Origin of the sequence: Devosia honganensis (genome assembly GCF_042648785.1) — a bacterium.
GTDB lineage: Bacteria > Pseudomonadota > Alphaproteobacteria > Rhizobiales > Devosiaceae > Devosia > Devosia honganensis.
The window spans coordinates 1-24,820 of record NZ_JBHRYD010000010.1 but is presented as its reverse complement, the minus strand read 5'-3'; the positions used below and the strand labels follow the sequence as shown (position 1 = coordinate 24,820).

The 24,820-nt window shown below is 67.5% G+C and carries 21 protein-coding genes; 9 read left to right on the top strand and 12 right to left on the bottom strand.

Translation table 11 applies throughout. The features are described from left to right. Positions 1-18: 18 nt before the first annotated feature. From ACFOOL_RS11115 to ACFOOL_RS11105, 3 genes are read right to left on the bottom strand one after another with little or no spacing between them, the layout of a single operon-like run. Positions 19-795 (bottom strand): TIM barrel protein, encoded by a 777-nt coding sequence (locus tag ACFOOL_RS11115; RefSeq protein ID WP_380097093.1) that lies wholly within the window; start codon positions 793-795, stop codon positions 19-21. 16 nt (positions 796-811) lie between these two features. After that, positions 812-1,861 (bottom strand): zinc-dependent alcohol dehydrogenase, encoded by a 1,050-nt coding sequence (locus ACFOOL_RS11110; protein ID WP_380097092.1) that lies wholly within the window; start codon positions 1,859-1,861, stop codon positions 812-814. Positions 1,862-1,866: 5 nt separating this feature from the next. After that, on the bottom strand, positions 1,867-3,333 hold the full coding sequence (locus tag ACFOOL_RS11105; protein WP_380097091.1) for a xylulokinase: 1,467 nt from the start codon (positions 3,331-3,333) through the stop codon (positions 1,867-1,869). A gap of 117 nt (positions 3,334-3,450) precedes the next feature. Here ACFOOL_RS11105 and ACFOOL_RS11100 point away from each other — a divergent pair, with 117 nt between their 5' ends. From ACFOOL_RS11100 to ACFOOL_RS11070, 7 genes are all read left to right on the top strand, one after another. Further along, complete coding sequence (locus ACFOOL_RS11100; protein WP_380097089.1) at positions 3,451-4,380, top strand: substrate-binding domain-containing protein; 930 nt, start codon at positions 3,451-3,453, stop codon at positions 4,378-4,380. A gap of 41 nt (positions 4,381-4,421) precedes the next feature. Next, the gene (locus ACFOOL_RS11095) at positions 4,422-5,945 is read left to right on the top strand and encodes a sugar ABC transporter ATP-binding protein (protein WP_380097088.1); all 1,524 of its coding nucleotides are present in this window, start codon (positions 4,422-4,424) and stop codon (positions 5,943-5,945) included. Between the two features lie 2 nt (positions 5,946-5,947). Further along, positions 5,948-6,910 carry an ABC transporter permease gene (locus tag ACFOOL_RS11090; RefSeq protein WP_380097087.1) on the top strand — a complete coding sequence of 321 codons (963 nt, stop codon included), beginning with the start codon at positions 5,948-5,950 and terminating at the stop codon, positions 6,908-6,910. A 102-nt stretch (positions 6,911-7,012) separates the two neighbouring features. Further along, positions 7,013-8,353, top strand: a complete 1,341-nt coding sequence (locus ACFOOL_RS11085) for a UDP-glucose dehydrogenase family protein (protein WP_380097086.1) — start codon at positions 7,013-7,015, stop codon at positions 8,351-8,353. A 30-nt stretch (positions 8,354-8,383) separates the two neighbouring features. After that, entirely contained in the window at positions 8,384-9,388 is a 1,005-nt protein-coding gene (locus ACFOOL_RS11080; protein WP_380097085.1) for an NAD-dependent epimerase/dehydratase family protein, read from the top strand. 160 nt (positions 9,389-9,548) lie between these two features. Further along, positions 9,549-10,868: a sugar transferase gene (locus tag ACFOOL_RS11075; protein ID WP_380097084.1), complete on the top strand. Its 1,320-nt coding sequence runs from the start codon at positions 9,549-9,551 to the stop codon at positions 10,866-10,868. 41 nt (positions 10,869-10,909) lie between these two features. Beyond that, positions 10,910-12,133, top strand: coding sequence for an O-antigen ligase family protein (locus ACFOOL_RS11070; RefSeq protein ID WP_380097082.1), 1,224 nt, complete (start codon positions 10,910-10,912; stop codon positions 12,131-12,133). Here ACFOOL_RS11070 and ACFOOL_RS11065 read toward each other — a convergent pair. The 9 genes from ACFOOL_RS11065 to ACFOOL_RS11025 are packed head-to-tail and all read right to left on the bottom strand — an operon-like array spanning position 12,130 to position 19,844. Then, on the bottom strand, positions 12,130-13,314 hold the full coding sequence (locus tag ACFOOL_RS11065; RefSeq protein WP_380097080.1) for an O-antigen ligase family protein: 1,185 nt from the start codon (positions 13,312-13,314) through the stop codon (positions 12,130-12,132). The two genes, ACFOOL_RS11070 and ACFOOL_RS11065, sit on opposite strands and share 4 nt — an antisense overlap. A gap of 10 nt (positions 13,315-13,324) precedes the next feature. Further along, positions 13,325-14,080, bottom strand: coding sequence for a precorrin-4 C(11)-methyltransferase (gene cobM, locus ACFOOL_RS11060; protein ID WP_380097078.1), 756 nt, complete (start codon positions 14,078-14,080; stop codon positions 13,325-13,327). Beyond that, complete coding sequence (cbiE, locus tag ACFOOL_RS11055) at positions 14,077-15,288, bottom strand: precorrin-6y C5,15-methyltransferase (decarboxylating) subunit CbiE (protein ID WP_380097077.1); 1,212 nt, start codon at positions 15,286-15,288, stop codon at positions 14,077-14,079. Before cbiE ends, cobM begins: the two co-directional genes overlap by 4 nt. After that, positions 15,285-16,040: a precorrin-3B C(17)-methyltransferase gene (locus ACFOOL_RS11050; RefSeq protein WP_380097075.1), complete on the bottom strand. Its 756-nt coding sequence runs from the start codon at positions 16,038-16,040 to the stop codon at positions 15,285-15,287. The genes cbiE and ACFOOL_RS11050 overlap by 4 nt, the downstream gene beginning before the upstream one ends. Continuing rightward, on the bottom strand, positions 16,037-16,762 hold the full coding sequence (locus ACFOOL_RS11045) for a precorrin-2 C(20)-methyltransferase (protein WP_380097074.1): 726 nt from the start codon (positions 16,760-16,762) through the stop codon (positions 16,037-16,039). Before ACFOOL_RS11045 ends, ACFOOL_RS11050 begins: the two co-directional genes overlap by 4 nt. Further along, on the bottom strand, positions 16,759-17,391 hold the full coding sequence (locus ACFOOL_RS11040) for a precorrin-8X methylmutase (protein ID WP_380097073.1): 633 nt from the start codon (positions 17,389-17,391) through the stop codon (positions 16,759-16,761). The genes ACFOOL_RS11045 and ACFOOL_RS11040 overlap by 4 nt, the downstream gene beginning before the upstream one ends. Then, positions 17,388-18,560 carry a precorrin-3B synthase gene (cobG, locus tag ACFOOL_RS11035; RefSeq protein WP_380097071.1) on the bottom strand — a complete coding sequence of 391 codons (1,173 nt, stop codon included), beginning with the start codon at positions 18,558-18,560 and terminating at the stop codon, positions 17,388-17,390. The genes ACFOOL_RS11040 and cobG overlap by 4 nt, the downstream gene beginning before the upstream one ends. A gap of 54 nt (positions 18,561-18,614) precedes the next feature. After that, positions 18,615-19,343: a precorrin-6A synthase (deacetylating) gene (cobF, locus tag ACFOOL_RS11030; RefSeq protein WP_380097069.1), complete on the bottom strand. Its 729-nt coding sequence runs from the start codon at positions 19,341-19,343 to the stop codon at positions 18,615-18,617. 33 nt (positions 19,344-19,376) lie between these two features. Beyond that, positions 19,377-19,844, bottom strand: a complete 468-nt coding sequence (locus ACFOOL_RS11025; RefSeq protein ID WP_380097067.1) for an Lrp/AsnC family transcriptional regulator — start codon at positions 19,842-19,844, stop codon at positions 19,377-19,379. Positions 19,845-19,968: 124 nt separating this feature from the next. Between ACFOOL_RS11025 and putA the strand changes: the two genes are divergently transcribed. Further along, complete coding sequence (gene putA / locus ACFOOL_RS11020; RefSeq protein ID WP_380097066.1) at positions 19,969-23,346, top strand: bifunctional proline dehydrogenase/L-glutamate gamma-semialdehyde dehydrogenase PutA; 3,378 nt, start codon at positions 19,969-19,971, stop codon at positions 23,344-23,346. A 180-nt stretch (positions 23,347-23,526) separates the two neighbouring features. Further along, on the top strand, positions 23,527-24,537 hold the full coding sequence (locus tag ACFOOL_RS11015) for a LacI family DNA-binding transcriptional regulator (RefSeq protein ID WP_380097483.1): 1,011 nt from the start codon (positions 23,527-23,529) through the stop codon (positions 24,535-24,537). Positions 24,538-24,820 lie beyond the last annotated feature (283 nt).

Here is a 24,820-nt window from a genome sequence, read left to right as displayed (position 1 = left end):
AAAGCGAACGCCATCGGATCAGGCGCCCGCATCCCCGAGGCTGGCCCTGACCTTGGGCAGACCGGCGGCGGTGGAGCCCAAAGGCCGGTATTCGAGGCCGACCGCGCCCGTATAGCCATTGGCGAACAGCCAGGCGAGCCGACGGCCCAGATCGATCTCCCCGCTGCCCGGATCGTTGCGGCCGGGGTGGTCGGCAACATGGGCGTGAACGACATGCCCGACGCGCCCCGCCAGCACCTCCTCGATTTTCTCGCCCATGACGTAGGAATGGTAGAGGTCGTAGACGATGCCGATCTCCGGGCGCCCCACCTGCTCGACGATATCGAGCCCCTCGCGCGTCGAGGCGAGGTAATAGCCTTGATGGTCGATGAGGGTGTTGAGCGGTTCGACCCCGAGCCGCACGCCGCTGCCCTCCAGTACGTCCGCCGCTGCGCCGAGGCAATCGACCAGCGCAAGGCGCTGATCCGCGCGGGTGCGCCCCGGCAGTTCGTTGCCGGCCTGGGCGATGAGGACGCCGGCGCCGAGACGCCTTGCGACGTCGACGGAGCGGGCGAGGCCCTCGAGGAAGGCGGACCAGTTCGCCGGATCGGTCAGCGCGATCATCGGCTCGGCGACGAACCCGCTCAGCCTCATGCCGGTTTCGCGGAGCGCTGCCGCGATGGCGTCGATATCCTTGTTGGACCAGAGCCAGAATTCGACCGCATCGAGCCCGGCATCGTGGGCAAGGCGGATGCGGTCGGCAAAGTCGTCGCTGGCGTCGGCGAACAGCCATTCGATACAGGCGGAGAGTTTCATGTCGGATCCGATCTGCTCAGGAGTGGCGATAGTCGATGAGGACCTGCATCACCTCGGGCGAGCCCTGGTCGAGCAGGTTGTAGCCGTGCTCCGCTTCCGAAAGCTTTATGCGGTGGGTGATGAAGCCTTTCAGTTCGGGCGCGAGCCCGGCGAGATATTCCCGGACGATGCGGCCGCGCCGCTCGAGCGACCACAGCGGCCCCAGGAACGGGTTGACCGTGCCCACCTGCGAGGAGACGATGCGCGGCCGGTTGTGGTGGAACTCGCCGGAAAGGCTGAGGCTTTCGAAGGTTCCGCCATACCAGGACATGGCCACGACAAGGCCATTGAAGCCGGCGGTGCGGATGGCCTCGTTGAGCGCCGGCGCCGCCCCGGATACCTCGATCACCACATCGGCGCCGCGTCCGTCCGTCAGGCCGCGCACGGTTTCGGCGACCGGCTGGTCGTGTGGATCGAGGGCCATATCGGCGCCGCCGGCCAATGCCGCTTCGCGCCGCCGGGCGATGCCGTCGACGACGATGATCTTTCGCGCCCCGTTGCGGCGCAGGAGACGTGTCACCATCTGGCCGATGACGCCCAGCCCGCTTACCACCACATCGGCGCCGAGCGGGATATTGGCGTCCAGCACCCCGTTATAGGCGGTGTTGAGATTGGCATAGAAGATGCCGATCTCCGGATCTTCCACCCCGGCCAGCGGCACCACTTCCTCGGCGGCGACGACGGCGTGGCGGCCATGCGGCACATAGGCGAAAACCAGTGCGCCCGGCACCAGACCCGTCACACCGGCACCCAGTTCGGCGACGCGCCCGACGGCGGCATAGCCATAGCGCGCCGGCCAGTGCCAGTCCGCGCCGCCGGCGCTGGAAAAGAGCCGGGTTTCAGGGTTCATGGACTGGCGCCATTGCGGTGCGAGACCCCGGAAGACATTGAGTTCCGTGCCGGCGCTGATGCCCGAAACGATCAGCTCCAGCAGCACCTCGCCCCGGCCGGGGCCTTCGAGGCGCTCGTCGCGGATCTCCACGGCGCGCGGACCGGTGAAATAGAGCGATTGGGTTTCTATCGACAATATCGTCACCTTTGGCTGGGGGACTGGAAGCGGGCGTTGAACGGTCGCAGCGCTTCGTAAAGCGCCTGGTAATGCGCGAACGCCTCGTCATATTGCGCGCGCTTGCCGGCATCGGGAAGGAATTCGCGGTCGTGGCGCACCAATTGGCGGATGGCCGGGGCGAGGGAAGGAAAGGCGCCGCTGCCGACGCCGGCAAGAATCGCCGCTCCCAGCGCCGCCGCCGCCGGCACCTCCGCCCGTTCCAGCCGCATGCCCAGAATGTCGGCGCGGATCTGGCACCAGATGTCCGATTGCGAGCCGCCACCGCTGATCCGCACGGTTTCGATCGGCCGTCCCGCGGAGGCCTCCAGGGCTTCAAACGCCCAGCGCACCGAGAAGGCGACGCCCTCGAGCACCGCACGGGCCAGTTGCGCCGGTCCCGTGCCGCCATCGAGCCGCGCAAAACTGCCGCGTGACGCCGCATCCCAGATCGGGGCGCGCTCGCCGGCCAGATGCGGCAGGAAAAAGGGGATGGGGCCGGTCCCGGCCGTTGCCGCCAGCGCCGGCAATTCCGCCGGGGCGCGGCCCAGCAGCGCTGCCGCCCATTCCAACGAGGCGCCGCCGGCCTGGGTCGGGGCGGCATGCATGCGGATGCCGTCATAGGGCGGGAACAGCACGACGCCCGGCGTGGGATGGACGCGGGTGGAGACGACACCGGGAATTTCGCTGGTGCCCGACTGGCACATGGCATCGCCGTCTTCCACCACGCCGCAGCCGAACATGCCGCCCCAGGCATCCATGGCGCCCACCACCACCGGCGTGCCGGCGCAGGGCAGGCCCGGCCTAATCCGGCCCACCACGTGATGAAAGGCGAAAAGCGGCGGCAGGCGGTCCGCTGCCCCGGGCAGCAGGTCGAGCAGCGGCGCCACGTAATTGCCGGCGCTGTCGACGAGGCCCACGGCGGCGACCGGGTCGGAGGCGAGTTCGCCCGTCAGTTGCAGGGCGCAGAAATCCTTGGGCAGCAGCACATGCCGGGTCCGAGACCATATGTCAGGCTCGGTGCGGGCGACGAAGGCCATGCGCGAAAGGGCGTGGCTGGCATCGATCGGCACCGGGCCGCCGAACCACTCGGTCTTCCGCTCCGGCGTGACCTGGCCGTCCAGCAGGGCGGCATCGATCGCGGCGCGGCTGTCCTGCCAGGTGATGGCCGGGCGCAGCGGCCTGCCGGCGCCGTCGACGAAGACATGGGTATTGACCTGCGAGCACAAGCCGATGCCGGCAAGCCCGGACAAATCCGCCGATGCGGCGAAATGGTGGAGCGCGGCGAACACGCTGTCCAGCCAGGCCTGCGGGGATTGCTCGGCCTTGCCGGGGCCGGAGCGATCGGTCGGGTGGGGCCGGGCGAAGCTGGCCAACTCGCGGCCCTTGCCGTCGATCAGCGTCGCTTTCGTCGCCGTAGTGCCCACATCGATGCCGATCAGCGTGAAATCCACCCGCAATCCCTCCTATTGTCTTGCCGATATTTCATCGGGCCATATAGTGCCCCGAGGCCGAAGCTATATAGCCGTCCCCATCGGGTTTGGCGACGGAACCGTGAGGAGAACATCCAATTGAATTTCAAGACCAAGCTGGCCGTTTCCGGCCTCGTCCTGGCCGCCGCGTCGCTGGCCGCCGGCAGCGCCATGGCCCAGTCGCGCGTGGCCATCGTCACCCCCTATATGGCCCAGCCCGGGACGCAGTTCTACGTCGAGGCCTTTGAGGGCGTCGCCGCCGAAAAGGGCTGGGACGTCAATGTCATCGACACCGCCGGCGACGTCGCCGCCGTCATCAGCCGCATCGAGGACATGGTGACGCAGAATGTCGACGCCATCGTCATCAATGTCGATCCCTCGCAGGTGACGGCAGGCCTGCAGACGGCCGCCGATGCCGGCATTCCCGTGTTCGGCATGGATGCCGGCGCCGACCCGCTGCTGGTGGCCAATATCACCAGCAATGGCTACGCCATGGCGGCCGAAACCGCGACCTATGTGGCCGACCGGATCGGCGGCGAGGGCAATGTGGTGATGTTCGTCTTCGACGCCTTCCCGCCGGTGCAGGTGCGCGGCGTGGTCGCCGATGCGGTGTTCGGCAATTTCCCCGATATTTCCGTGCTCGACCGCGTGACGCCGGACGTCTCGGATGGCGGCATCGCCGACAGCCGCGCCAAGATGGAAGCCATATTGGCCGCCAATCCCGAGCCGGGAAGCATCAAGGCCGTCTGGGCCGCCTGGGATCAGCCGGCGCTGGGCGCCTTGCAGGCCATCGAGGCAGCCGGGCGTGAGGGCGAGGGCATCGTCATCACCGGCATCGACGCCAATCCCGAGGCGCGCGAGGCCATCGCCGCCGGCGGCAATTTCGAGGCGTCGGTGGCGCAGGACTTCGCCGGCATCGGTGCCGCGACTGCCGATGCGGTGGCGCGGGCGCTCGATGGCGAGGACATCCGCCAGTCGGCGATCTACGTGCCCACCCGGCTGATCACCGCCGCCAACGCCGACGAATAGTTGCGCTGCCTCCCGCATCCGCGATAGGGGAGAGGCCGATCATGGCTTCTCCCGCTCCGCTGCTCGCCGCCACCGCCGTCACCAAGTCCTATGGGGGCGTGCCCGCCCTCAGGCATGTCGACCTGGTCGTGGCACCGGGCGAAATCCACGCGCTGATGGGCGAGAACGGCGCGGGGAAATCCACGCTGATCAAGATCCTCGCCGGCGTCGTCGCGCCGGATGCGGCCGCCGTGGCCATCGATGGCCGTTCCGTGGCCATCGACAGCGCCGCCACCGCCTACGATCTGGGCCTGCGCTTCATCCATCAGGAATTCAACGTCGTTCCCACCCTCTCCGTGGCGGAGAATATTTTCCTCGGGCAATCCTATCCGCGCCGGGCTGGCCTGCTGGTGGACTGGGCGCGGCTCAACGAGGGTGCCCGCGAGGCCCTCGGCCGCCTCGGGATCGACCATATCGACCCGCGCCGTTCGCTCGGCGAGCTTTCGCTGGGCGACCAGATGCTGGTCCGCATCTCGGCCGCCTTGCGCGACGAGGCCCGGCTCTACGTCATGGACGAGCCGACCGCGGCGCTGTCCCGAAACGAAAGCGAACGCCTGTTCCGCGTCCTCCGCCAATTGCGCGACGCGGGCAGTTCGGTGCTTTACGTCTCCCACCGGCTCGACGAGATCATGGCGCTGTGCGATCGCGCGACGGTGCTGCGCGACGGCTATTCCATCGACAGCGGCGCCATGGCCGACATCACCCATGACGACCTGGTGGCAATGATGATCGGTCGCAAGGTGGAGGAAGCCTATCCCCCGCCGCAGGCGGCGCCCCGCGCCGGCGTGGGTTTTGTGGCGCAGGGGTTGGCCGGTCCCGGCGTCGGCCCGGTGGATCTGGCCGTCCGGCAGGGCGAGATACTGGGGCTCGCCGGGCTGGCCGGGGCGGGCCAGGACGAACTGATCCGGCTGCTCTTCGGCGATCTCGGTCCCTCGGCCGGCGGGATGACGCTGTGCGGCGCGCCCTATGCCCCGTCCAGCCCGGCCGCCGCCTGGCGGTCCGGCGTGGCCTATGTGCCGCGCGAGCGGCGGGCGCAGGGACTGGTGCTGCGCCGCCCCATCTTCGAGAACGTCACCCTCGCCCATCTCCGCCGCCAGAGCGCGGCGGGCATCTGGCTGACGCCGCGTAAGGAACGGGATTTCGCCTCCGGGCTGGGCGCCACCATGCGCCTCAAGGCGGTGGGGCCCGGGCAGGACGTCATCGAATTGAGCGGCGGCAACCAGCAGAAGGTGGTATTCGCCCGCGCCCTCGGGGACACGCCCCGGCTGCTGTTGCTCGAGGAGCCGACAAGGGGCGTCGATGTCGGCGCCAAATTCGATATCTACACCATCCTGCGCGAGCGCGCCGCCGCGGGAGCCGCCATCATCCTCGTCTCTTCGGACCTGCCCGAACTGATCGGCATGTGCGACCGCATCGCGGTCATGCGCGAGGGCCGCATCGGGGCCGTCGTCGATGCCGCCCGCCTCGGCGAGGACGAGCTTCTCAATCTCTGCTATGGCCGGTCGACCGGCGCCAGGGTCGCCTGAACATGCAAGTTTTCCTTCGCCGCTACGGCACCCTGATCGGCTTTCTCGCCATCGTGCTGTTTTTCTCCGCCATGCTGCCGGGCACTTTTCCCACCGCCCGCAACTGGCTCAATATTACCCAGCAGGTTTCCATGCTGATGGTGGTCGCCGCCGGCATGACCATCGTGATGGTCATGGGCGATTTCGATCTCAGCGTGGGCTCCATGGCCAGTCTTTCCGGCATCGCAGCGGCGTTGCTGATGGCCTCGGGTCAGCCGGTCTGGCTGGCAGTCGCGGCCGGTCTGGGCGTGGGGCTGCTGGGAGGCGTGTTCAACGGCGCCATGGTGAGTCTCGTGGGCATCATGCCCTTCATCGCCACCCTCGCCACCATGACCATGTTCGCGGGCCTGGCCTTCGTGGTCAGCGGCGGCAAGACCATTTCCGGCCGCGCCATCCCCGAGGAGTTCGGCAATTTCGCCCGGGGCGGCGTGCCCCTGGGCGAATGGGGCGGGGTGGCGGTCAGCCTGCCCAACCTCACCATCATCGCCCTTTTGGTCGTGCTGCTGGTCTGGGTCCTGCTCGAGCAGACCACGTTCGGCCGCCGCCTCTATGCCATAGGCGGCAATGCGGAGGCGGCGCGGCTGAGCGGCATCGCCGTCCGGCGCCTGCGCCTTCTCGCCTTCGCGCTCACCGGCCTTGCGGCGGCCGGGGGCGGGCTCATGTATGCCAGCCGCGTGGCCTCGGCCAATCCGGTCCAGGGCAGCGGGCTCATGCTCAACGCCATCGCGGCGGTCTTCCTCGGCAGCACCATGAGCCGTCACGGCGAACCGCGCATCCTCGCCACCGTGATCGGCGTGCTGGTACTGGGCGTTCTCGACAACGGCCTCACGCAAATGAGCGTCGACAGCTATATTCGCCAGGTCCTGGTCGGCGGACTCATCCTTCTTGCCGTCGCCGCGAGTTCCATGACGCAGGGCCGGCGATAACCCTGCCTTCATATTCGGACGGCGCCGCGCTTGATCGGACGGCGTTCTGCCGATATCCAGCCATGATCCCGGCATCCGCTCACCGACCATGGAGATCCGCCCGTGAAAATCGCCGTCATCGGCTCCGGCTATGTAGGATTGGTCACCGGCGTGTGCCTCGCCGATTTCGGCCATGAGGTGGTCTGCGTCGACAAGGACGCGGCAAAGATCGAGGCGCTGCGCAGCGGCGTCATCCCGATCTACGAGCCCGGGCTGGACGAACTGGTCAAGGTCAATGCCGGGGCGGGGCGGCTGAGCTTTTCCACCGACCTGCCGGCGGCGGTGGCGCCCGCCGATGTGGTGTTCATCGCCGTTGGCACGCCCAGCCGGCGCGGCGACGGCCATGCCGACCTGCGCTATGTGCGGGAGGTGGCAAGGGAAGTCGCCGGCGCGCTCGAGGGCTTTACCGTGGTCGCCACCAAATCCACCGTGCCGGTGGGCACGGGCGACGAGGTGGCCCACATCATCGGGACCGCAAATCCCGGGGCCGACGTGGCCGTGGTGTCCAATCCCGAATTCCTGCGCGAGGGCGCGGCGATCGAGGATTTCAAGCGCCCCGACCGGATCGTCGTCGGCATCGAGGACGAGCGCGCCCGCGAGGTGATGACCGAGGTTTACCGGCCGCTCTATCTCAACCAGGCCCCGTTGCAGTTCACCGACCGCCGCACCGCCGAACTGATCAAATATGCGGCCAACGCCTTTCTCGCCATGAAGATCACCTTCATCAACGAAGTGGCCGATCTGTGCGAGGCGACGGGGGCGGACGTGCAGGAGGTCGCCCGGGGCATCGGGCTGGACAAGCGCATCGGCGGCAAGTTCCTCCACGCCGGGCCTGGCTATGGCGGCTCCTGCTTCCCCAAGGACACCCTGGCGCTGATGAAGATCGGGCAGGATTTCGGCAGCCCGATGCGGCTGGTGGAAACCACCGTCTCCATCAACGACCAGCGCAAGCGCGCCATGGCCCGCAAGGTGGTCGCGGCCTGCGGCGGCGAGGTGCGCGGCAAGACCATCGGCGTGCTGGGCCTGACCTTCAAGCCCAATACCGACGACATGCGCGAGGCGCCCTCGCTCGACATCGTCCGCGGCCTGCAGGATCGCGGCGCCAGCATCGTCGCCTACGACCCGCAGGGCATGGCGGCAGCGCGGGAGATGATGGAGAACGTCGCCTTTGCCGCCGACGCCTATGAGGCGGCGGCCGGCGCCGACGCCCTGGTGCTGGTGACGGAATGGAACGAATTCCGCTCGCTCGACCTCGCCCGGCTCAAGGCGGCGATGAAAGCGCCGGTTTTCGTGGACTTGCGCAATGTCTACCGGCCCCATGAAATGCAGCGGCACGGCTTCACCTTCGTCAGCATCGGCAGGACGCCGCCGGCGCCGGGCGAGGCGGAGATCGCCGCGCAATGACCGGCTTCAGTAGGTGAGGGAAGGCGCGGCGTGAGGATTTTCGTTACCGGAACGGCCGGCTTCGTCGGCTTCCATCTGGCGCGGCGCCTGCTGGGGCTGGGGCATGAGGTGGCAGGCTATGACGGGTTCACCGACTATTACGATCCGTCGCTGAAACGCGCCCGCGTGGCGCTGCTTCAAGAGCACCCGGGCTTCGTCCAGGTCGAGGCCATGCTGGAAGACGCCGCGCGCCTCGAAGCGGCGCTGGCCGAAAGCGGCGCCGAGATGGTCGTGCATCTGGCCGCCCAGGCCGGCGTGCGCTACAGCCTCGAGCATCCGCAAAGCTATATCCAGTCCAATATCGTGGGCACCGCCAACCTGCTCGAGGCGCTGCGGCGGCACAAACCCCGCCATCTGGTCTTCGCCTCGACCAGCTCGGTCTATGGCGGCAACGTGAAGATGCCCTTCGCCGAGACCGACCGGGCCGACGCGCCGGCCTCGCTCTACGCCGCGACCAAGAAGTCCGGCGAGGCCATGGTGCATTCCTACGCGCATCTGTTCGGCATCCCCTCCACCTGCGTCCGGTTCTTCACCGTCTATGGCCCCTGGGGACGGCCGGACATGGCCCTGTTCAAGTTCACCGACGCCATGCTCGGCGATCGGCCCATCGACGTCTATGGCCATGGCAGGATGCGGCGCGACTTCACCTATGTCGACGATCTGGTCGACGCGATGGTGCGCCTGCTCGAGCGCCCGCCGCAAGCCGGCCAGAGGGTGGCCCATGACAGCCTCTCGCCCATCGCCCCGTTCCGCACCGTCAACATCGCCGGCGGCAGGCCCACCGAACTGATGGACTTCATCCGTGCCGTGGAAACGGCTATTGGCCGCAAGGCGAAGCTCAACATGATGGACATGCAGCCGGGGGACGTGGCGGCGACCCAGTCCGACACCGGCCTGCTGGAGGCGCTGATCGGCGGCGTGCCGGAGACGGATGTCGAAACGGGGGTGGCAAGGTTCGTGGAGTGGTATCGGGGCCACTATGCGGAAAAGAGCTGATCTCCGGCGCCCAGGCTTCGGGCCCGCCATCCGCTTATCGGCTTGAAAAGCGCATCTCGCGGTGGCAAGGCTTTCCGGGCGCAGGTGTGCAATCGATATTGGTAAGCAATTCTTCTGGCCCGCATAGTCCGCGTTTCCGGGTCGTCAATTCGTGTTGGTCATGGCCAGAACAGAACGTCCGGCAAGACGCCGGGCAAAAGCAAGCTATCCGATAAAGGACCTCTCCTATGTCGTCGCGCAGGGCGGGAGGACGCGGGGGCACAGATATTTCCACGACCTGTCGGAATTTTTCCTGCCGGTCGTGGTCGCCATAGCCGCCCAGGCGATCCTTTACATCCTCATCATCACCCGGCCGGGACGCAGCGACTGGCACAATATCCTCCTGGCGGTGCTGGCCCTGGCCTGCGTGCCGCTGCTGGCCGGCGCGGTGCTCGCGGGATTGCGGCGCCACGGCGCGGCGATAATGACCTCCACATTGCTGGTGGTCGGGCTTTTCGGCGTGGCGGTCAGCCTGTTGTCGGGGCTGCGCGTCCCCGTCAGCTATCTGGGCCTGGCCCTGTGCCTCCCGGTGGCGGTGCTGGTCATGGCCTATGCCAATCTGCGGTTCCAGCGCAGTTTCGGCGCCCATGTGGCGTTGGCCGGCTTTGCCGATGCGGAAAGCGTGGCCGAGGAACTGGGGCAGGTTCCCATCCTGCGCGATCCCGCCGGCGAGATTCCCGACATAGACATCCTGCTGATCGATCCGCGCGAACATCACAGCGCGAAATGGTCGGCCATGCTGACCAATTGCCATCTGCACGGGATCGAGATCCTGCCCTGGACCAGCTATCGGGAGGTGCGTAGCGGACGTCTAGACGTCTCGAGTTTCGAGATTTCCCATCTGGCATACTCGCCCAGCCAGCTCATCTATGCGCGGATCAAGCGCATCCTCGATATCGTACTGGTGCTGCTCAGCCTGCCGCTGACCCTGCCTCTGGCTGTGATCGTCGCCGCCTATATCGCCGTGCTGGACGGTGTTCCCGTCATGTTCGTGCAGATCCGGCGCGGCTATGCCGGCAGGCGGTTCCGGATGTACAAGTTCCGCACCATGTACAAGGGAGCGGAAGGCGGCTCCACCGGGCTGCGCGACAAGCGGGTCCTGCCGGGCTGCCGCCTGATCCGGAAATTGCGCTTCGACGAAATCCCTCAGCTTTACAATATACTGCGCGGCGACATGAGCCTGATCGGCCCGCGTCCGGTTGCCGAATATGTCGCCCGCTCCAGCGCGGCGGCGGAACCCAAATATGAGTTGCGCTCGCTCGTTCTGCCCGGGATTACCGGCTGGGCACAGGTCAGGTCCGGCTATGCCGGAACAGTGGATGAGGAAATAGAGAAACTCTCTTATGACCTATACTATATAAAGCATTTATCCTTTGATCTTGACCTTCTTATCCTGTTCAAGACGATAAGAACCGTGCTTTTCGGTGTGGGGGCGCGATAAGCGGCGCCGCTTTACAGGAATCGTCAGATCGAGGTGAATGAATGACCGTCGCTGGACTTGAGCGGGGCGCCGCCTGGCTTGTACTCGCTTTCCTGCTCGTCGGTGCCAATCTCATCGGCAATCTGTCAGCCTATGCCTATGCGGTCGTGTTGCTGGCCATGCTGCCGGTACTGCTCTGGGACGGGACCATGCGGGCCAGGATGTGGCGTCCGGCGGCACTGCTCTATGCGCTGGCCTTTCTGTTGCTGCTGTTGGCCTTCGCCTTGTCCGCCCGGCAGGTCTCGGACCTGCAATATGCCGGCAATTTCGTCTTCTTCCTGCTCTTCATCCCTGCCGTCGCGCTGTTGTCGAGCAATGCCGGCGTGCGCGCTTCCGAGCAATTCGCCTGGCTGGCCCTGATCGGCGCCGCTGCGGCGTTGGGCGTGGGTTTTTACGAAGTCCATATACAGGGCCTGCGCCGGGCGGTGGGTTTCGTGAACCTCACCAATCCCTTCGCCATGATGTCGGTCATGCTGGGTTTCCTGTCGCTGATCGGCGTTTTCGCTCGCAAGGACCTATTGCGCTGGGCGTTCCTGCTTGGCCCGATATTCGGGGGCGGGGCGGCGATATTGGCCGGCACGCGGGCGGCCATGGTCATGATGGCCTGTTTGTCGGTATTGTTCGTCCTCTATTCAGCCTTCACCCTCAAGGGCAGGGAGCGGAATATCGTCTTTGCCGGCACGGCGCTGCTGCTGCTTGCGGCAATTGCCGGCACCGCTTTCTTTGCTTCCAATCTGCGTGCGTTTTCCGCCTTTGAGACATTGGCGAGATTTTTCGGCCAGGGCGAGGCCATCGACACTTCCACGGAGATCCGGCTCAATCTCTATTATGGGGGCCTGCGGGCCTTCCTGGATTCGCCGATTTTCGGGCATGGCTGGTGGCGACATGTCGAGGCTGCCCATCCCTATATGACCGACTATGTCCGCGAGCACACGCAGCTCTGGTCGCATCTGCATAACGATTACATCAACTTCGCCGCCCTCGCCGGCGTGATGGGGCTGGCTTCCTATGTCATCTATATGTCGGTCCCGGTGGTGGGGGCCGCGAAAGCCCCCCGGGACAGTCAATATGCGCCGCGCCTGTTCGGCGGGCTGGTGCTGGCGACGTGCTACGCCGTGTTCGGCCTGTTCGACGTCAGTTTCTCGATGGAAATCCTGCTTGGTTTCGGTCCGATCTGCGCTGCGGCCTTGTTGGGCTTCTGCGTCGACGAACCGCCTGGTTCTTAAGCGGTTGCTCGCATGCGGAACATCAGGGCGAGCATGAGGCTGAACAGGACGGTGAGGGTCAATATACCGAAAATGGCATTGGTCAGCCCCATGGCCAGCACGCCCAGCCCGGCCGTCATCCCGAGATAGACAAGCGCGTTATGGGGCGGGCGCCGCCGGAGGACGGCGACAAGGGGCGCTGCCAGCACCGCCAGATAGGCGATGAGCCCGAGCGTGCCGCCCAGCGCCGCGAAATCGGCAAGGTCGGAATGGAGGTGCTCCCAGCCGGAAATATTCCCGGCGACGCGCGCATCGGCAGCGGCAACGAAATCGGCGCCATGGCCGAAGATGGGGGAGTCCAGGAACGCCAGCCAGGCGCCCTCGTAGAGTTGGAGGCGGATGCGCGTCGACCCGTCGACATCGGCGATATTGCCGCCGGCAAGGTTGAGGAACTGGTCGACGCCCCTGATCTGGCCCAGCCAGCCGGTCGATAGCCCGTGAATTCCCACCGCGACGAACAGGAAAAAAACGGAAAGGACGGCGGGGCGGCGATATCTGGACGGCAGGGCGATGGCGGTGGCGAAGAGCACGGAAAAGCCGGCCAGCCCGATATAGGCCAGCAGCGGCCCCCGCGAGCCCGACCACAGCACGGCAAGCAATGCGAAGACCGGGCCGGCGAGAAAAATCAGCCGCTTGCGCCATTCGCCTTCGAGAATGCCGGCAAAGGACAACAGGGCCAGCAGGATGGCGATGTCGGCCATGTGGATGGGGTTCATGGTGAGATAGCCGCCTCGCCTGATCCCGCGCACGAAGACATCATAGCCGGTTATGCCGGCCGCTACCGCCGTGCCCAGCAGCGCAAGCGTCGCGATCGTGCGCAGCGTCAGCCTGTCTTCGAGCCGGGCGAGCAGGGCCGCCAGCGGGATGGAAAGGGGCAGCGGCGCCAAGGCGAGCAGGACCACCGCATCGTCTGCCGAACCTATGGTGGGAAGGAGCACCGCCAGGAGGATCAGCGACGCCGCAACCACGATCCACTCGGCGGCCGTCAGCCGCTTGCCGGAGCGCAGGTCGATGGCGAGCAGCGGAATGCCGATGACCATGCCGGCAATTGCCACGATATTGGCTAGCTCCGGCAATGCCGGCATCAAGAAAAGGCAGCTCGCCAGAACCGCCCAGCCCGCCAGTTGTATCGGCTGCGTCATCATATGATCCCTATCGCCCTCTGAAACGCCGCTGGTAATCCGGATCGTAAAGCGCGCTTTCGCGGAAATCCTCGGCGCCCAGGCCCCGGCCGACGAAGACGATGGCGGTGCGTTCGATCGGGTTTGCGGCAAGTTTGTCCTCGATGTCCGCCAGCGTACCGCGCAGGATGACCTGACCGGGCCAGCTTGCGTGCGCCACGATGGCGGCAGGACAGTCGGCGCCGTAGAGCGGGCGCAGTTCCGAAACGATCCGGCCGAGCGCATGAATGCCCAGATGGATCGCCAGGGTGGCTCCGGTGGCGGCGAAGGCGGCAAGGCTTTCGCCTTCGGGCATGGGCGAGGCGCGGCCGCTGACGCGGGTGAGCACGAGGCTTTGCGCCATGGCGGGAATGGTCAGCTCGCGGCCAAGCGCCGCCGCCGCCGCCGCAAAAGCCGGGACGCCGGGCGTGAGCGTATAGGGAATGCCGAGCCGGTCGAGGCGGCGCATCTGCTCGGCCACCGCGCTCCAGACCGAAAGATCGCCCGAATGCAGGCGGGCGACGTCCTTCCCGGCCGCGTGGGCGCGGACATATTCGGCCTCGATCTCGTCCAGCGACAGGGGCGCGGTATCGATGAGCCGGGCGCCGGGCGGGCACCAGCCGAGCATTTCCTCCGGCACGATCGAGCCGGCATAGAGGCAGACGGGGCAGCGCGAGAGCAGGTCGCGGCCGCGGACGGTGATGAGATCGGCCGCGCCGGGGCCGGCGCCGATGAAGTGCACGCTCATGGCTTTTCCCACCGCCATTGCGTGATCGGCATGGCCGGGCGCCAGCCGGTCATGCCGCCAAGCGCATCCGAGCGGGCGACGGAGAGCCGGGTCAACGAGCCGCCATGCCCGGCGTGGAGGAAAAGCAGGGCCTGCTCCATCTCGAGCGTCACCGCATTGGCGACCAGCCGCCCCCCCCGCCGCAGCGCATCCATGGCAGCCTGAATCAGGCCGGGCTCGGTGCCGCCGCCGCCGATGAAGACGGCATGGGGGGCTTCGAGGCCGGCGAAAGCCGCCGGTGCCTTGCCCCGGACGATGCGCAAATCGGGGACGCCGAACGCCCTCGCGTTCCGTTCGATCCGCGCCGCGCGGTCTTCGTCCCGCTCGATGGCGACGGCGTCGAGGCTGGAATCGGCCAGCATCCATTCGATGCCGATCGAGCCCGATCCGGCCCCGATATCCCAGAGCAGCTCGTGGCGGCGGGGAGACAGGGCGGAGAGGGTCAGCGCGCGGATCTCGCGCTTGCTGATCTGGCCGTCATGCTCGAAAAGATCGTCGTCAAGGCCCGACGCCAGCGGCAGGACCCGCGCACCGGGCAGGGGAACGACGGTGACGGCGCAGATATTGAGCGGATCGATATCATGCAGGCCGAACATCTCGGCAATCTGCGAACGCACCCGTTCGCGCTTGCCCCCGAGCGCCTCCATGACGGTGACGACGGAGCGGCCGAACCCCGCTTCGGTGAGCAGCGCCGCGAGGGCGGCGGGACCATGCTCGTCCGAGGTCAGCGCCAATATGCGCGCCGCGGCATGCAAATGCGGCCGGATGAGGTCGAGAGGCCGGCCATGCAGCGACAGGCAGGCTACTTCCTGCAGCGGCCAGCCCAGCCTTGCGGCGGCTAGGCTGAAGGAAGAGGGTGCCGGAAGCACGCGCATCTGCGCCGGATCGACGTGGCGCGACAACGTGGCACCGACGCCGTAATGGAACGGATCGCCGGAGGCCAGCACGCAGACCTTTCTGCCCCTGGCCACGAGGAGAGCATCCACCGAATCGGAAAAGGGCGTCGTCCAGGGCCGTGCCTCGCCCCTAATGAGGCCGGCGGCCAGGTCCAGATGGCGCGCGCCGCCAAAGACCAGCTCGGCCTCACCGATCGCCGCGCGGGCCGCCGGGGAGAGGCCGTCCGGGCCGTCTTCGCCGATGCCGATAATGGTCAGCCAGGGATCGCTCATGCCGAAGCGCTCCGGGGGCTGTAGACCAGCGGGTCCATGCCCGGCCGCTCGATGAGGCGGGTTTCGGCCGAACCGATGATGACACAGGTGGCCATGTCGGCCGGCTGGCCGCCCGCATCGCCCAGCTCCACCACGGCGAAGGTCTCGTCCGGCCGGCCCACCGCCCGGCCGAAAATGACCGGCGTGGTGACAGGCAGGATCTCGCGCAGCAGCTTGAAGGCGGTGGCCAATTGCCAGGGACGGGCGCTGGAGATCGGGTTGTAGAGGGCGATGACCAGACCCGCTTCGGCCACGGCCCGCAGGCGGCGCTCGATCACTTCCCAGGGCTTGAGATTGTCTGAAAGCGAGATGGCGCAGAAATCGTGCCCCAGCGGCGCGCCGGCGCGGGCGGCGACCGCCAGCATGGCCGTCACCCCGGGGAGGATCACGATATCGAGCCTCCGCCAGGTTTCCGGTCCGCATTCGACGGCCTCGCAGATGGCGGCCGCCATGGCGAAGACTCCCGGATCGCCACCCGAGACCACGCAGACCGAGGCACCCCGCGCCGCTGCGTCGAGCGCCGCCCGGGCGCGGCCGATCTCCTCGCGATTGTCCGAAGCGATCCGCCTCTGGTCCGGCCGTAGGTCGAGCCGGTCGAGATAAGGTCCGTAGCCGAAGAACATTTCGCCCCTGGCGATGGCCTCGAGGGCTTCCGGCGTGGTCTGGCCGGGATTGCCCGGTCCCGTGCCGATGACGGTCAGCCGGCCCGTCATGGCCGATCGCTCCAGCCGGGCACCAGGACCAGGGAGAAATAGGGCGCCTCGTCACCGGTCTTTTCGGCCAGCGGCAGGATGACGCTTCGGTCCGTGGTGCCCCGCTCGACATAGACGGCCCCGTCGAGCCGCCCGGCCTCCGCGAGCGCCGCCCGTACCTTTGGCAGGTTGCGTCCCAGCTTCATGATGACGGCGCCCTGGGCGTCGCCCAGCCGCCGCGCCAGTTCCGCCTGCTCCAGCGTTCCGGGCAAGATGGTCAGCACGTCGTCGCCCTGCACCAGCGGCAGGCCGGCGGCGGACCAGCAGCCCGACATGGCGGTGATGCCGGGGATCACCTCATGGGGGTAGTGCGGCGCCAGCCGGACATGCAGGTGCATATAGCTGCCGTAAAACAGCGGATCGCCCTCGCTGAGCACGGCGACGTCGCGGCCGGCATCGAGATGATCGGCCACCAGCCGGGCGGCATCCGCGTAAAACCCTCCGATCCGCGCCTTGTAGTCCTCATTGTGGCGGTGGATTTCGGTCGTCACCGGATAATCCAGCGCTTCCTCGATCTGCCCCGGACGGAAATGCGCGGCGGCGATGGCGCGGGCATTGCTCGGATTGCCCCTTTTGGCGAACCAGGCGACCACGTCCGCTTCGGCAATGGCGCGCACCGCTTTCAGCGTCAGCAGGTCCGGATCGCCCGGGCCGGTTCCGACCCCGATCAGCCGCCCCGTCACAGGCCCGGCCTCGCCAGCGCGTTGAGGCAGGCCGAGGTCATGGCGCTGCCGCCCAGCCGGCCGCGCACGATGGCGAACGGTATGCCATGATTGTTTTCCGCCAGGGCGTCCTTGGATTCGGCCGCGCCGACGAAACCCACCGGCATGCCGACAATGGCGGCGGGACGCGGCGCCCCGTCGCGCAGTATTTCGAGCAGGTGGAACAGGGCCGTGGGGGCGTTGCCGATGGCGACGACCGCGCCCTCCAGGTGATCGGCCCATAGATGCAGCGCCGCCGCCGAGCGTGTGTTGCCCAGTTCTGCCGCCAGCGCCGGGGTGCGGGCATCGCGCAGGGTGCAGATCACCTTGTTGCTGGCGGGGAGCCGTGCCGCCGTCACGCCGCGGGCCACCATTTCCGCGTCGCACAGGATCGGCGCCCCGGCCCGCAACGCGGCGCGCGCCGCATCGACGAAACCCGGGCCGAAGACGATGTGCTGCGCCGCCTCGACCATGCCGGCCGCGTGCACCATGCGCACCGCCAGCTCCGCCTCGTCTTCGGTAAAGCCGGAAAGATCCGTCTCCGCCCGGATGATGGCGAAGGACTGGCGATAGATGGCGTCGCCGTCCTTGATATAGTCGTAAGTGGTCATCGGCCTTCCTGTCCGCCGGCGAGGGCGGTCCCGATGCCGGCCTCGTCAAGGATCTGGGATGGCGTATCGCCCGCCCGGCCATCGATGACAAGGCCAATCCCGTCCGGCCGTCCCACCAGCGTCACATCGGCGCGGCGGGGATGGGCGCAGCCCTTGGCGCAGCCCGAGACGTGAAGGCTTTGTCCGGCAGGGATGCTGCCCGCCAGAGCGGCGGCGAGTTCCCGCGCCGGGATATGTCCGGAAGCGCAGCCGCTGCTGCCGATGCAGGCGCTTGTCCGCAGCCGTGGGTCGTCCGAAGCGGTGATGAAGCCGAGCGTCGTGGCCTGGGCGATCAAGGCCGCATCGGCGCCGTCCAGCAGCAGGGCGTGGCCGGGGGCGAGCCGCAAGGCGCCGATTCCCTTTGCCCGCGCCGCGCTGGCGAGCGCCAGCAGGTTTTTCCAGTGCATCGCGCCAAAGGGCAGGGCGATCCCCCATGTGGCGCCCGTATCGAGCTGGAATGGCCCCACATTCGGGCGGGTTTTCGCCGGGCCGGGGCCGGGACCCGGAAAAAGATCCGTCGCCCGGCTTTCGGGACCCATAGCCGCCAGCGCGCCGAGCATGGCGAGCGCCGCGGCCACGGCGCCGTCTTCGTCCATGGACTGCGTCCTGCCGCCGCCCAGCGTCACCGCCCAGCGCCCCCCATCCTCCGCCAGCAGGCGGACATCCGCCTTCAGCGCCGCCAGCGAAACCTGCCCGCCGCCATCCACCACCACGCTGACCTTGGGGCCGAGCGCGCCCGGAAGCTTGGCGGCACCGGCCCGGATGGCCGCCGCCGCCCGGCGCGAATCGCTTTTCGCGGCCGGGTCCTCGCCCGCCAGCGGGGAGGTGTCGACCACGATCCCGGTTTCGATCGACAGCAGCGCGGCGACGGCAGCGGCAAAGGGCGCCGCGCCGTGCGGGCGCAGTCCCCGCACCTGCAGATTGCCGCGCGCGGTGATCTCCACCAGCCCGTTGCCGTGCCTGCCGGCAAGGCGGGCCAGTTCCGCCAGCTGCACCGGCGACAGGCGATTGCCTAGGACACGGATGCGCGCCAGCAGGCCGTCGCCGGTGCGCATCGGCTCGGTCAGCGTCGGGCAGGCGCCGCGTCTCGCGCCCTCGATGGCGCCGGATAATGCCGAAGACTGGACCAATTCTCTCTCGCGCCGGATTGCCGGATGCAGATTAACAGGCCGAGGCCGGCGACACTACCGCGCCTTGCGCAGCAGATAGGTATCCATGATCCAGCCATGTCTGGCGCGCGCCTCGTCGCGGGTGGCGGCGATCTCCACCGCCACGTCGCCCAGCCGGCCGGAGATCAGCAACTGGTCCGGCGAACCCAGATAGGCGCCCCAGAAAATCTCCAGGTCCGGATCGGCGCGCAAAAAGGCCTGTTGCCCGTCCAGCATGACCACGGTGTCGGTTTCCACCGGCCCCAGCTTGCGCCCGGTGGTGATCAGCACCGGCTCGCCGATCCGGTTGAGCGCGATGCCGTGGGCCGCCGTCAGGGCCTGCACGGCGGTGATGCCGGGCACCACCTCGACACGGACCGGCTCGGGCACCCGGGCCAGAATGCGCAAGGTGGAATCGTAAAGGCCGGGATCGCCCCAGACGAGAAACGCCCCGACGCCGTTTTCCGGTACATCGCTGATCAGCCAGGAAAAAATCTCGGCCAGCATGGCGTGCCAGTCGTCCACGCCCTGTCCATAATCCGGATTGCCCGCGTCCCGGCGCGGCACGGCATAGCCGATCTGCCGGACCTCGGGCCGGGTGACGAAGCGCTTGATGATGGTGCGGCGCACATCCGCCAGATCCGCCTTCGGCGTTCCCTTTTCGGGCACGAACAGCACGTCCGCCCGGTTGAGGGCGGCAACGGCCGCGACGGTCAATTGTTCGGCGCTGCCGGTGCCGATGCCGACGACGAGAATGGTCTTCATTTCCGATCCGGTTCACTTGGGGCGGCGCCATGCTCATTCGGCATCGTCCTTCACCGCCTCCATCGATACATGGGTCGAGGTATGGGCGACATGGGGCAGGGCGGAGATTTTCTCGCCCAGCAATTCGCGATAGCCGGCAATGTCCCTGGTCCGCACCTTGAGCAGATAATCGAAGCTGGAAGCGATCATATGGGCCTGTTCGACCTCGGGCAGGGCCCGGACCGCCCGGTTGAACGCGTCCAGCGCCGCCTTGCGCGTATCGCTCAACCGCACTTCGACAAAGGCGACATGGGGCAGGCCGAGCATCTTGGGATCGATGACGGCCCGATAGCCCAGAATATACCCGGTCTCTTCCAGCCGGCGGATGCGGGCCTGGCAGGGCGTCTTGGACAGGTTCACGCGCCGGCTGAGCTCGGCCACGCTGATCCGGCCGTCGCGGGCCAGTTCCTCGATGATCCGGCGGTCGATCTGGTCCAATGGGCTGTCGGCGAGGCTTTGCATAGGCGGAATTCCTGAAACACCCCCTCATATCATGGCGTCGCGCCATAGCCACCCTACATATCAGGAGAAACGCGTTTGCGATCCCTGATAGTCTGATGCCGTCTTCGTTTTAGGGTCTCCTGCCATGACTTCCCGTTCCGATGCCCGCCACTTTCTTCGCGCCCGGCTCTATGCCGACGAGGCCGCGCTGGTCCCCCAACTCATCGCCGCGACCGGGCTCGGCGAGGCGGAAAGAAGTTCCGTCTCCGCCAGCGCAGCGGAACTGGTGCGGGCGGTGCGCAGCGGGCGGCGGCTGGGGCTGATGGAGAGCTTCCTTGCCGAATACGGCCTCGACAGCGAGGAAGGGCTGGCGCTGATGTCGCTGGCCGAGGCGCTGCTGCGCGTGCCCGACAGCGAGACGGTGGACGCGCTGATCCACGACAAGGTAGGCGGAGCCGACTGGGCCAGCCATTTCGGCGGTTCGCCCAGCCCTCTCGTCAACTTCTCCTCCTGGGCGCTGAACCTCACCGCCGAGGTGCTGGGCGACCCGGAAGTGGGGCCGAAAAGCGCGCTGCACCGGGCCGTCGCGCGGCTGGGCGAGCCGGTGATCCGCACCGCCGTCGGCCACGCTATGCGCCTCATGGGCAGCCAGTTCGTCTTCGGCCGCACCATCGAGGAAGCGGTGCTCAACGCCAGGAAGCCCGAGGCGCAGGGCTATCGCTATTCCTACGACATGCTGGGCGAGGCGGCCCGCACCATGGAGGATGCCGGGCGCTATTTCGACGCCTATATGCGCGCCATCGAGACGCTGGTGCCGCACTGCACCAATGGGTCGGTGCGCGACAATCCGGGCATTTCCGTCAAGCTCAGCGCCCTGCATCCGCGCTATGAGACGGCCCAGCGCGACCGGGTGATGACGGAACTGGTCGAGGTCACGAGCAAGCTGGCCGTGGCGGCGGCAAAGGCCGATATGGGCTTCAATATCGACGCCGAGGAGGCCGACCGGCTGGACCTGTCGCTCGACGTCATCGCGGCGGTGCTGGACACCCCGGAACTGGCGGGCTGGAACGGTTTCGGCGTGGTGGTGCAGGCCTATGGCAAGAGCGTACTGCCGCTGATCGACTGGCTGGAGGCCACCGCGGAAAAGCTCGACCGGCGCATCATGGTCCGGCTGGTCAAGGGCGCCTATTGGGACGCCGAGATCAAGCGGGCGCAGGTGCTGGGGCTGCCCGGCTATCCGGTGTTCACCCGCAAGGCGGCGACCGACGCCAGCTATATCGCGGCGGCGAGAAAGCTCTTTTCCTCCAAGCACTTGTATCCGCAGTTCGCCACCCACAACGCCCATACCGCCGCCGCCGTCCTGCATCTGGCCGCCGCCGCCGGCCGCTCCCGGGAAAGCTATGAGTTCCAGCGCCTCCATGGCATGGGTGAGCGGCTGCATGAGGTGCTGCGCGAAAAACATGCAATCACCACAAGGATTTACGCTCCGGTCGGCGCGCATCGGGACCTGCTGGCCTATCTGGTGCGGCGCCTGCTCGAGAACGGCGCCAACGGCTCCTTCGTCTACCAGATCGCCGACGAGGGCATTCCGGCCGAAAAGGTCGCCGAGGACCCCATCGGCAAGCTGCTGGACCTGAACGGCGCCTTCGCCAATCCGGTCATTCCCGCTCCAGCGGATATTTTTGGAAAGCGCTGTAATTCCAAGGGCTTGGACCTCACCGATCCGATCGCCTTCGCCGCCATGGATGCGGCCCGCGCCGCCTTTGCGACGCATCGCTGGAAGGCGGCGCCGCTGGGTGCGATGGCGGATGACGGGGCCGGGGACGAACGGCCCGTGCTCAACCCCGCCGATCACGGCGACCGGGTGGGCAACGTGGTCGAAGCCGGAAAAGAGCAGGTTTCCCAAGCGCTTGCGGCCGCCAAGGCTTCGGACTGGCCGGCCCGCCCGGTGGCGGAACGGGCGGAATTGCTGCGCCGCGTCGCCGATCTCTATGAGGCCAATGCCGCCGAATTTTTCGCGCTGCTGGCCCGCGAGGCCGGCAAAAGCTGGCCCGACGCCGTGGCGGAACTGCGCGAAGCCGTTGATTTCCTGAGATATTATGCCGACGAGGCGGCGAAGCTGACCAGTGCGCCACGCGGACCCTTCGCCTGCATCTCGCCGTGGAACTTCCCCCTCGCCATCTTCACCGGCCAGATCGCGGCAGCGCTGGCGGCGGGCAATCCGGTGCTGGCCAAGCCGGCGCCGCAGACGCCGCTGGTCGCCTATCGGGCGGTGCAACTGATGCACGAGGCGGGCATTCCGCGCGACGCCGCCCAGCTTCTCACCGGTGGGCCGAATGTTGGCACATCGTTAACATCCGAGGCTGCCATAAGTGGCGTGGCGTTCACAGGTTCGCTCCCCACGGCACGGCGCATCGAGCAGGCCATGGCGGAAAACCTGGCTGCCGATGCTCCCCTCATCGCCGAAACCGGCGGGCTCAATGCCATGATCGTCGATACGACGGCGCTGACCGAACAGGCGGTGCGCGACATCGTCGCCTCGGCCTTCCAGTCGGCCGGACAGCGCTGCTCGGCGCTGCGCATCCTCTATGTGCAGGAGGAGGCGGCCGAGCGGACCGTCCATATGCTCAAGGGCGCCATGGACGAACTGCGCCTGGGCAATCCCTGGCGACTGTCGACCGATATCGGGCCGATCATCGACGAGGCGGCGCGCGGGAAGATACTGGCCTATGTCGCGGCGCGCGAGGATAAGGTGATCCACCGGCTGGTGGCGCCGGAAGCCGGCACCTTCGTCGCGCCCACCGTGCTGCGGGTCGCCGGGATCGCGGACATCCCCGAGGAAATCTTCGGCCCGGTCCTGCATGTCGCGAGCTTCAAGGGCGAGGCGCTCGCGCAGGTGATCGCCGCTATCAACGCCTCGGGCTATGGGCTGACCTTCGGCATGCACACGCGCATCTCCTCGCGGGTGAAGCAGCTCGCGGCATCGGTCCATGCCGGCAATATCTATGTCAACCGCAACCAGATCGGCGCCGTGGTGGGCAGCCAGCCCTTTGGCGGGGAGGGGCTTTCGGGCACCGGCCCCAAGGCGGGCGGCCCGCATTACCTGCCGCGCTTCGCCACCGGCGCCGCCGCGCCGCAAAGGGCGGCGCTGGAGCTGCCCGGCCCGACCGGGGAAAGCAACCGGCTGCACGTCTTCCCGCGCGGAACCCTGCTCTGCCTCGGCCCGGGCGAGGAGAATATCGCGGCGCAAAAGGCGCTGGCCGAAGCGGCCGGCTGCCGGGCGGTGACCGGCGAGGCCGATCCCGACCGGCTCGCCGCCGGCAGCGGCTTCGAGGCGGTGGCCTGGTACGGCGAGGCGCGGGCGCTGCGCGCCATCCGCCAGGCGCTGGCCCGGCGCGAGGGCGCGCTGCTGCCGCTGCTGTCGGGACCGTCCGACATGGCGCGGCTGCTGGTGGAGCGCCATGTGTGCATCGACACCACCGCCGCCGGCGGCAATGCCTCGCTGATGGCCTCGGCGCTCTGACCGTCCCTGCGGCCCGGCACCCTCATGCCGGGCCGCAGCGCCAATCCGCGCTCATACTCTTGCTAATATTAATTCATGCTGTATTAGCTGGTGGCCACCGATGCTCGGGGCCTCATGGTGCGATCAGGCAGGAAATCGACGGGCGGCCGTGTCAACGGCGCGGGATCGCGTCGGGTGACGATGACCGATATCGCGCGGGAAGCGGGATGCTCCCAGGCGACGGTGTCGTTCGTGCTCAACGACGCGCCGGGCATCAGGCTTTCCAGCGAGACGCGACAGCGCGTGGTGGAGACGGCGCGGCGGCTGGGCTACGGCATGCCCCAGCCCAAGGCGGCGGGGGAGACGCGCCGGGCGCGCAAGGAACGGCGGATCGGCTTCATCGTCGACCAGCTCGCCACCAGCCCCGAGGCGGTGCAGGCCATCGAGGGGCTGAGCCAGGCGGCGCAGGGGGCGGGCGACCTGGTCTTCGTCTCGCAAAGCCGCAACGACCCCGAGGTCGAGGCCAATCTGATCGCCGCCTTCGTCGAGCAGGAGGTGTCGGCGCTGGTCTATATGACCATCTTCACCCGCGAGGTCGAACTACCCGCGAGCCTCAAAAACCTCGATATCCCGGTGCTGCTGCTCAATTGCTACGAGAGCGGGCAGACCAGCCCCGCCGTGGTGCCCAGCGAGATCGCCGGCGGCCAGCGCGCCACCCATCACCTGATTTCCCGCGGCCACCGGCGCATCGCCACCATTACCGGCGAAATCTGGATGGAGGCGGCGCAGGACCGGCTGAAGGGCTATCGCCGGGCGCTGGCCACCGCCGACATTCCCTTCGACGCCGACCTGGTGTTCAACGGCGACTGGTCGGCCAGCGCCGGCTACGAGGCGACGCGCCGCATCATCGCCATGCAGGACCTGCCCACGGCGATCTTCTGCCAGAACGACCGCATGGCCATCGGCTGCTACGAGGCGCTCAAGGAGGCCGGCTACGCCATTCCCCGCGACATGTCGGTGGTCGGCTATGACGACGAGGAAATCGCCCGGCACCTGCACCCGCAATTGACCACCTCGGTGCTGCCGCACCGGGCCATGGGGCAGTGGATCGCCGAGCAATTGTCCGACGGCCTCGACGATGGCCGCTACCCGCTGACCAAGCTGGAATGCCCGCTGGTGGAACGGGATTCGGTGGCGCGGCCCCGGGGGTAGGGGTTTTCTCACGTTTTTCCCTTCTTCATTGCCGGGCTTGTCCCGGCAATCCAGCTTGCGGTGGCGTCGGGATGGTACGAGGGGGGAGGGGCCTGAGGAGGTCTATGAGGGGTCGGGAAACGGGGATTCCCGCGTTCGCGGGAATGACATGGTGGGGAGAACGGGTGAAGCGGATGGTAGGGTTTCGCATTTCCGCTCTCCAGCCGGCGCTGCCCTCGGGCTTGACCCACTGCTGTCCGGTTAAATTTTCTGGACTACGTGCATGACATTGATTCTACTTCGT

Coding starts and splice junctions, on each gene's coding strand:
- ACFOOL_RS11115 (WP_380097093.1), bottom strand. CDS start 795: ATGAAACTCTCCGCCTGTATCGAATGGCTGTTCGCCGACGCCAGCGAC.
- ACFOOL_RS11095 (WP_380097088.1), top strand. CDS start 4,422: ATGGCTTCTCCCGCTCCGCTGCTCGCCGCCACCGCCGTCACCAAGTCC.
- ACFOOL_RS11090 (WP_380097087.1), top strand. CDS start 5,948: ATGCAAGTTTTCCTTCGCCGCTACGGCACCCTGATCGGCTTTCTCGCC.
- ACFOOL_RS11075 (WP_380097084.1), top strand. CDS start 9,549: ATGGCCAGAACAGAACGTCCGGCAAGACGCCGGGCAAAAGCAAGCTAT.
- ACFOOL_RS11070 (WP_380097082.1), top strand. CDS start 10,910: ATGACCGTCGCTGGACTTGAGCGGGGCGCCGCCTGGCTTGTACTCGCT.
- ACFOOL_RS11065 (WP_380097080.1), bottom strand. CDS start 13,314: ATGACGCAGCCGATACAACTGGCGGGCTGGGCGGTTCTGGCGAGCTGC.
- cobM (WP_380097078.1), bottom strand. CDS start 14,080: ATGAGCGTGCACTTCATCGGCGCCGGCCCCGGCGCGGCCGATCTCATC.
- cbiE (WP_380097077.1), bottom strand. CDS start 15,288: ATGAGCGATCCCTGGCTGACCATTATCGGCATCGGCGAAGACGGCCCG.
- ACFOOL_RS11050 (WP_380097075.1), bottom strand. CDS start 16,040: ATGACGGGCCGGCTGACCGTCATCGGCACGGGACCGGGCAATCCCGGC.
- ACFOOL_RS11040 (WP_380097073.1), bottom strand. CDS start 17,391: ATGACCACTTACGACTATATCAAGGACGGCGACGCCATCTATCGCCAG.
- cobF (WP_380097069.1), bottom strand. CDS start 19,343: ATGAAGACCATTCTCGTCGTCGGCATCGGCACCGGCAGCGCCGAACAA.
- ACFOOL_RS11025 (WP_380097067.1), bottom strand. CDS start 19,844: ATGCAAAGCCTCGCCGACAGCCCATTGGACCAGATCGACCGCCGGATC.
- putA (WP_380097066.1), top strand. CDS start 19,969: ATGACTTCCCGTTCCGATGCCCGCCACTTTCTTCGCGCCCGGCTCTAT.
- ACFOOL_RS11015 (WP_380097483.1), top strand. CDS start 23,527: ATGACCGATATCGCGCGGGAAGCGGGATGCTCCCAGGCGACGGTGTCG.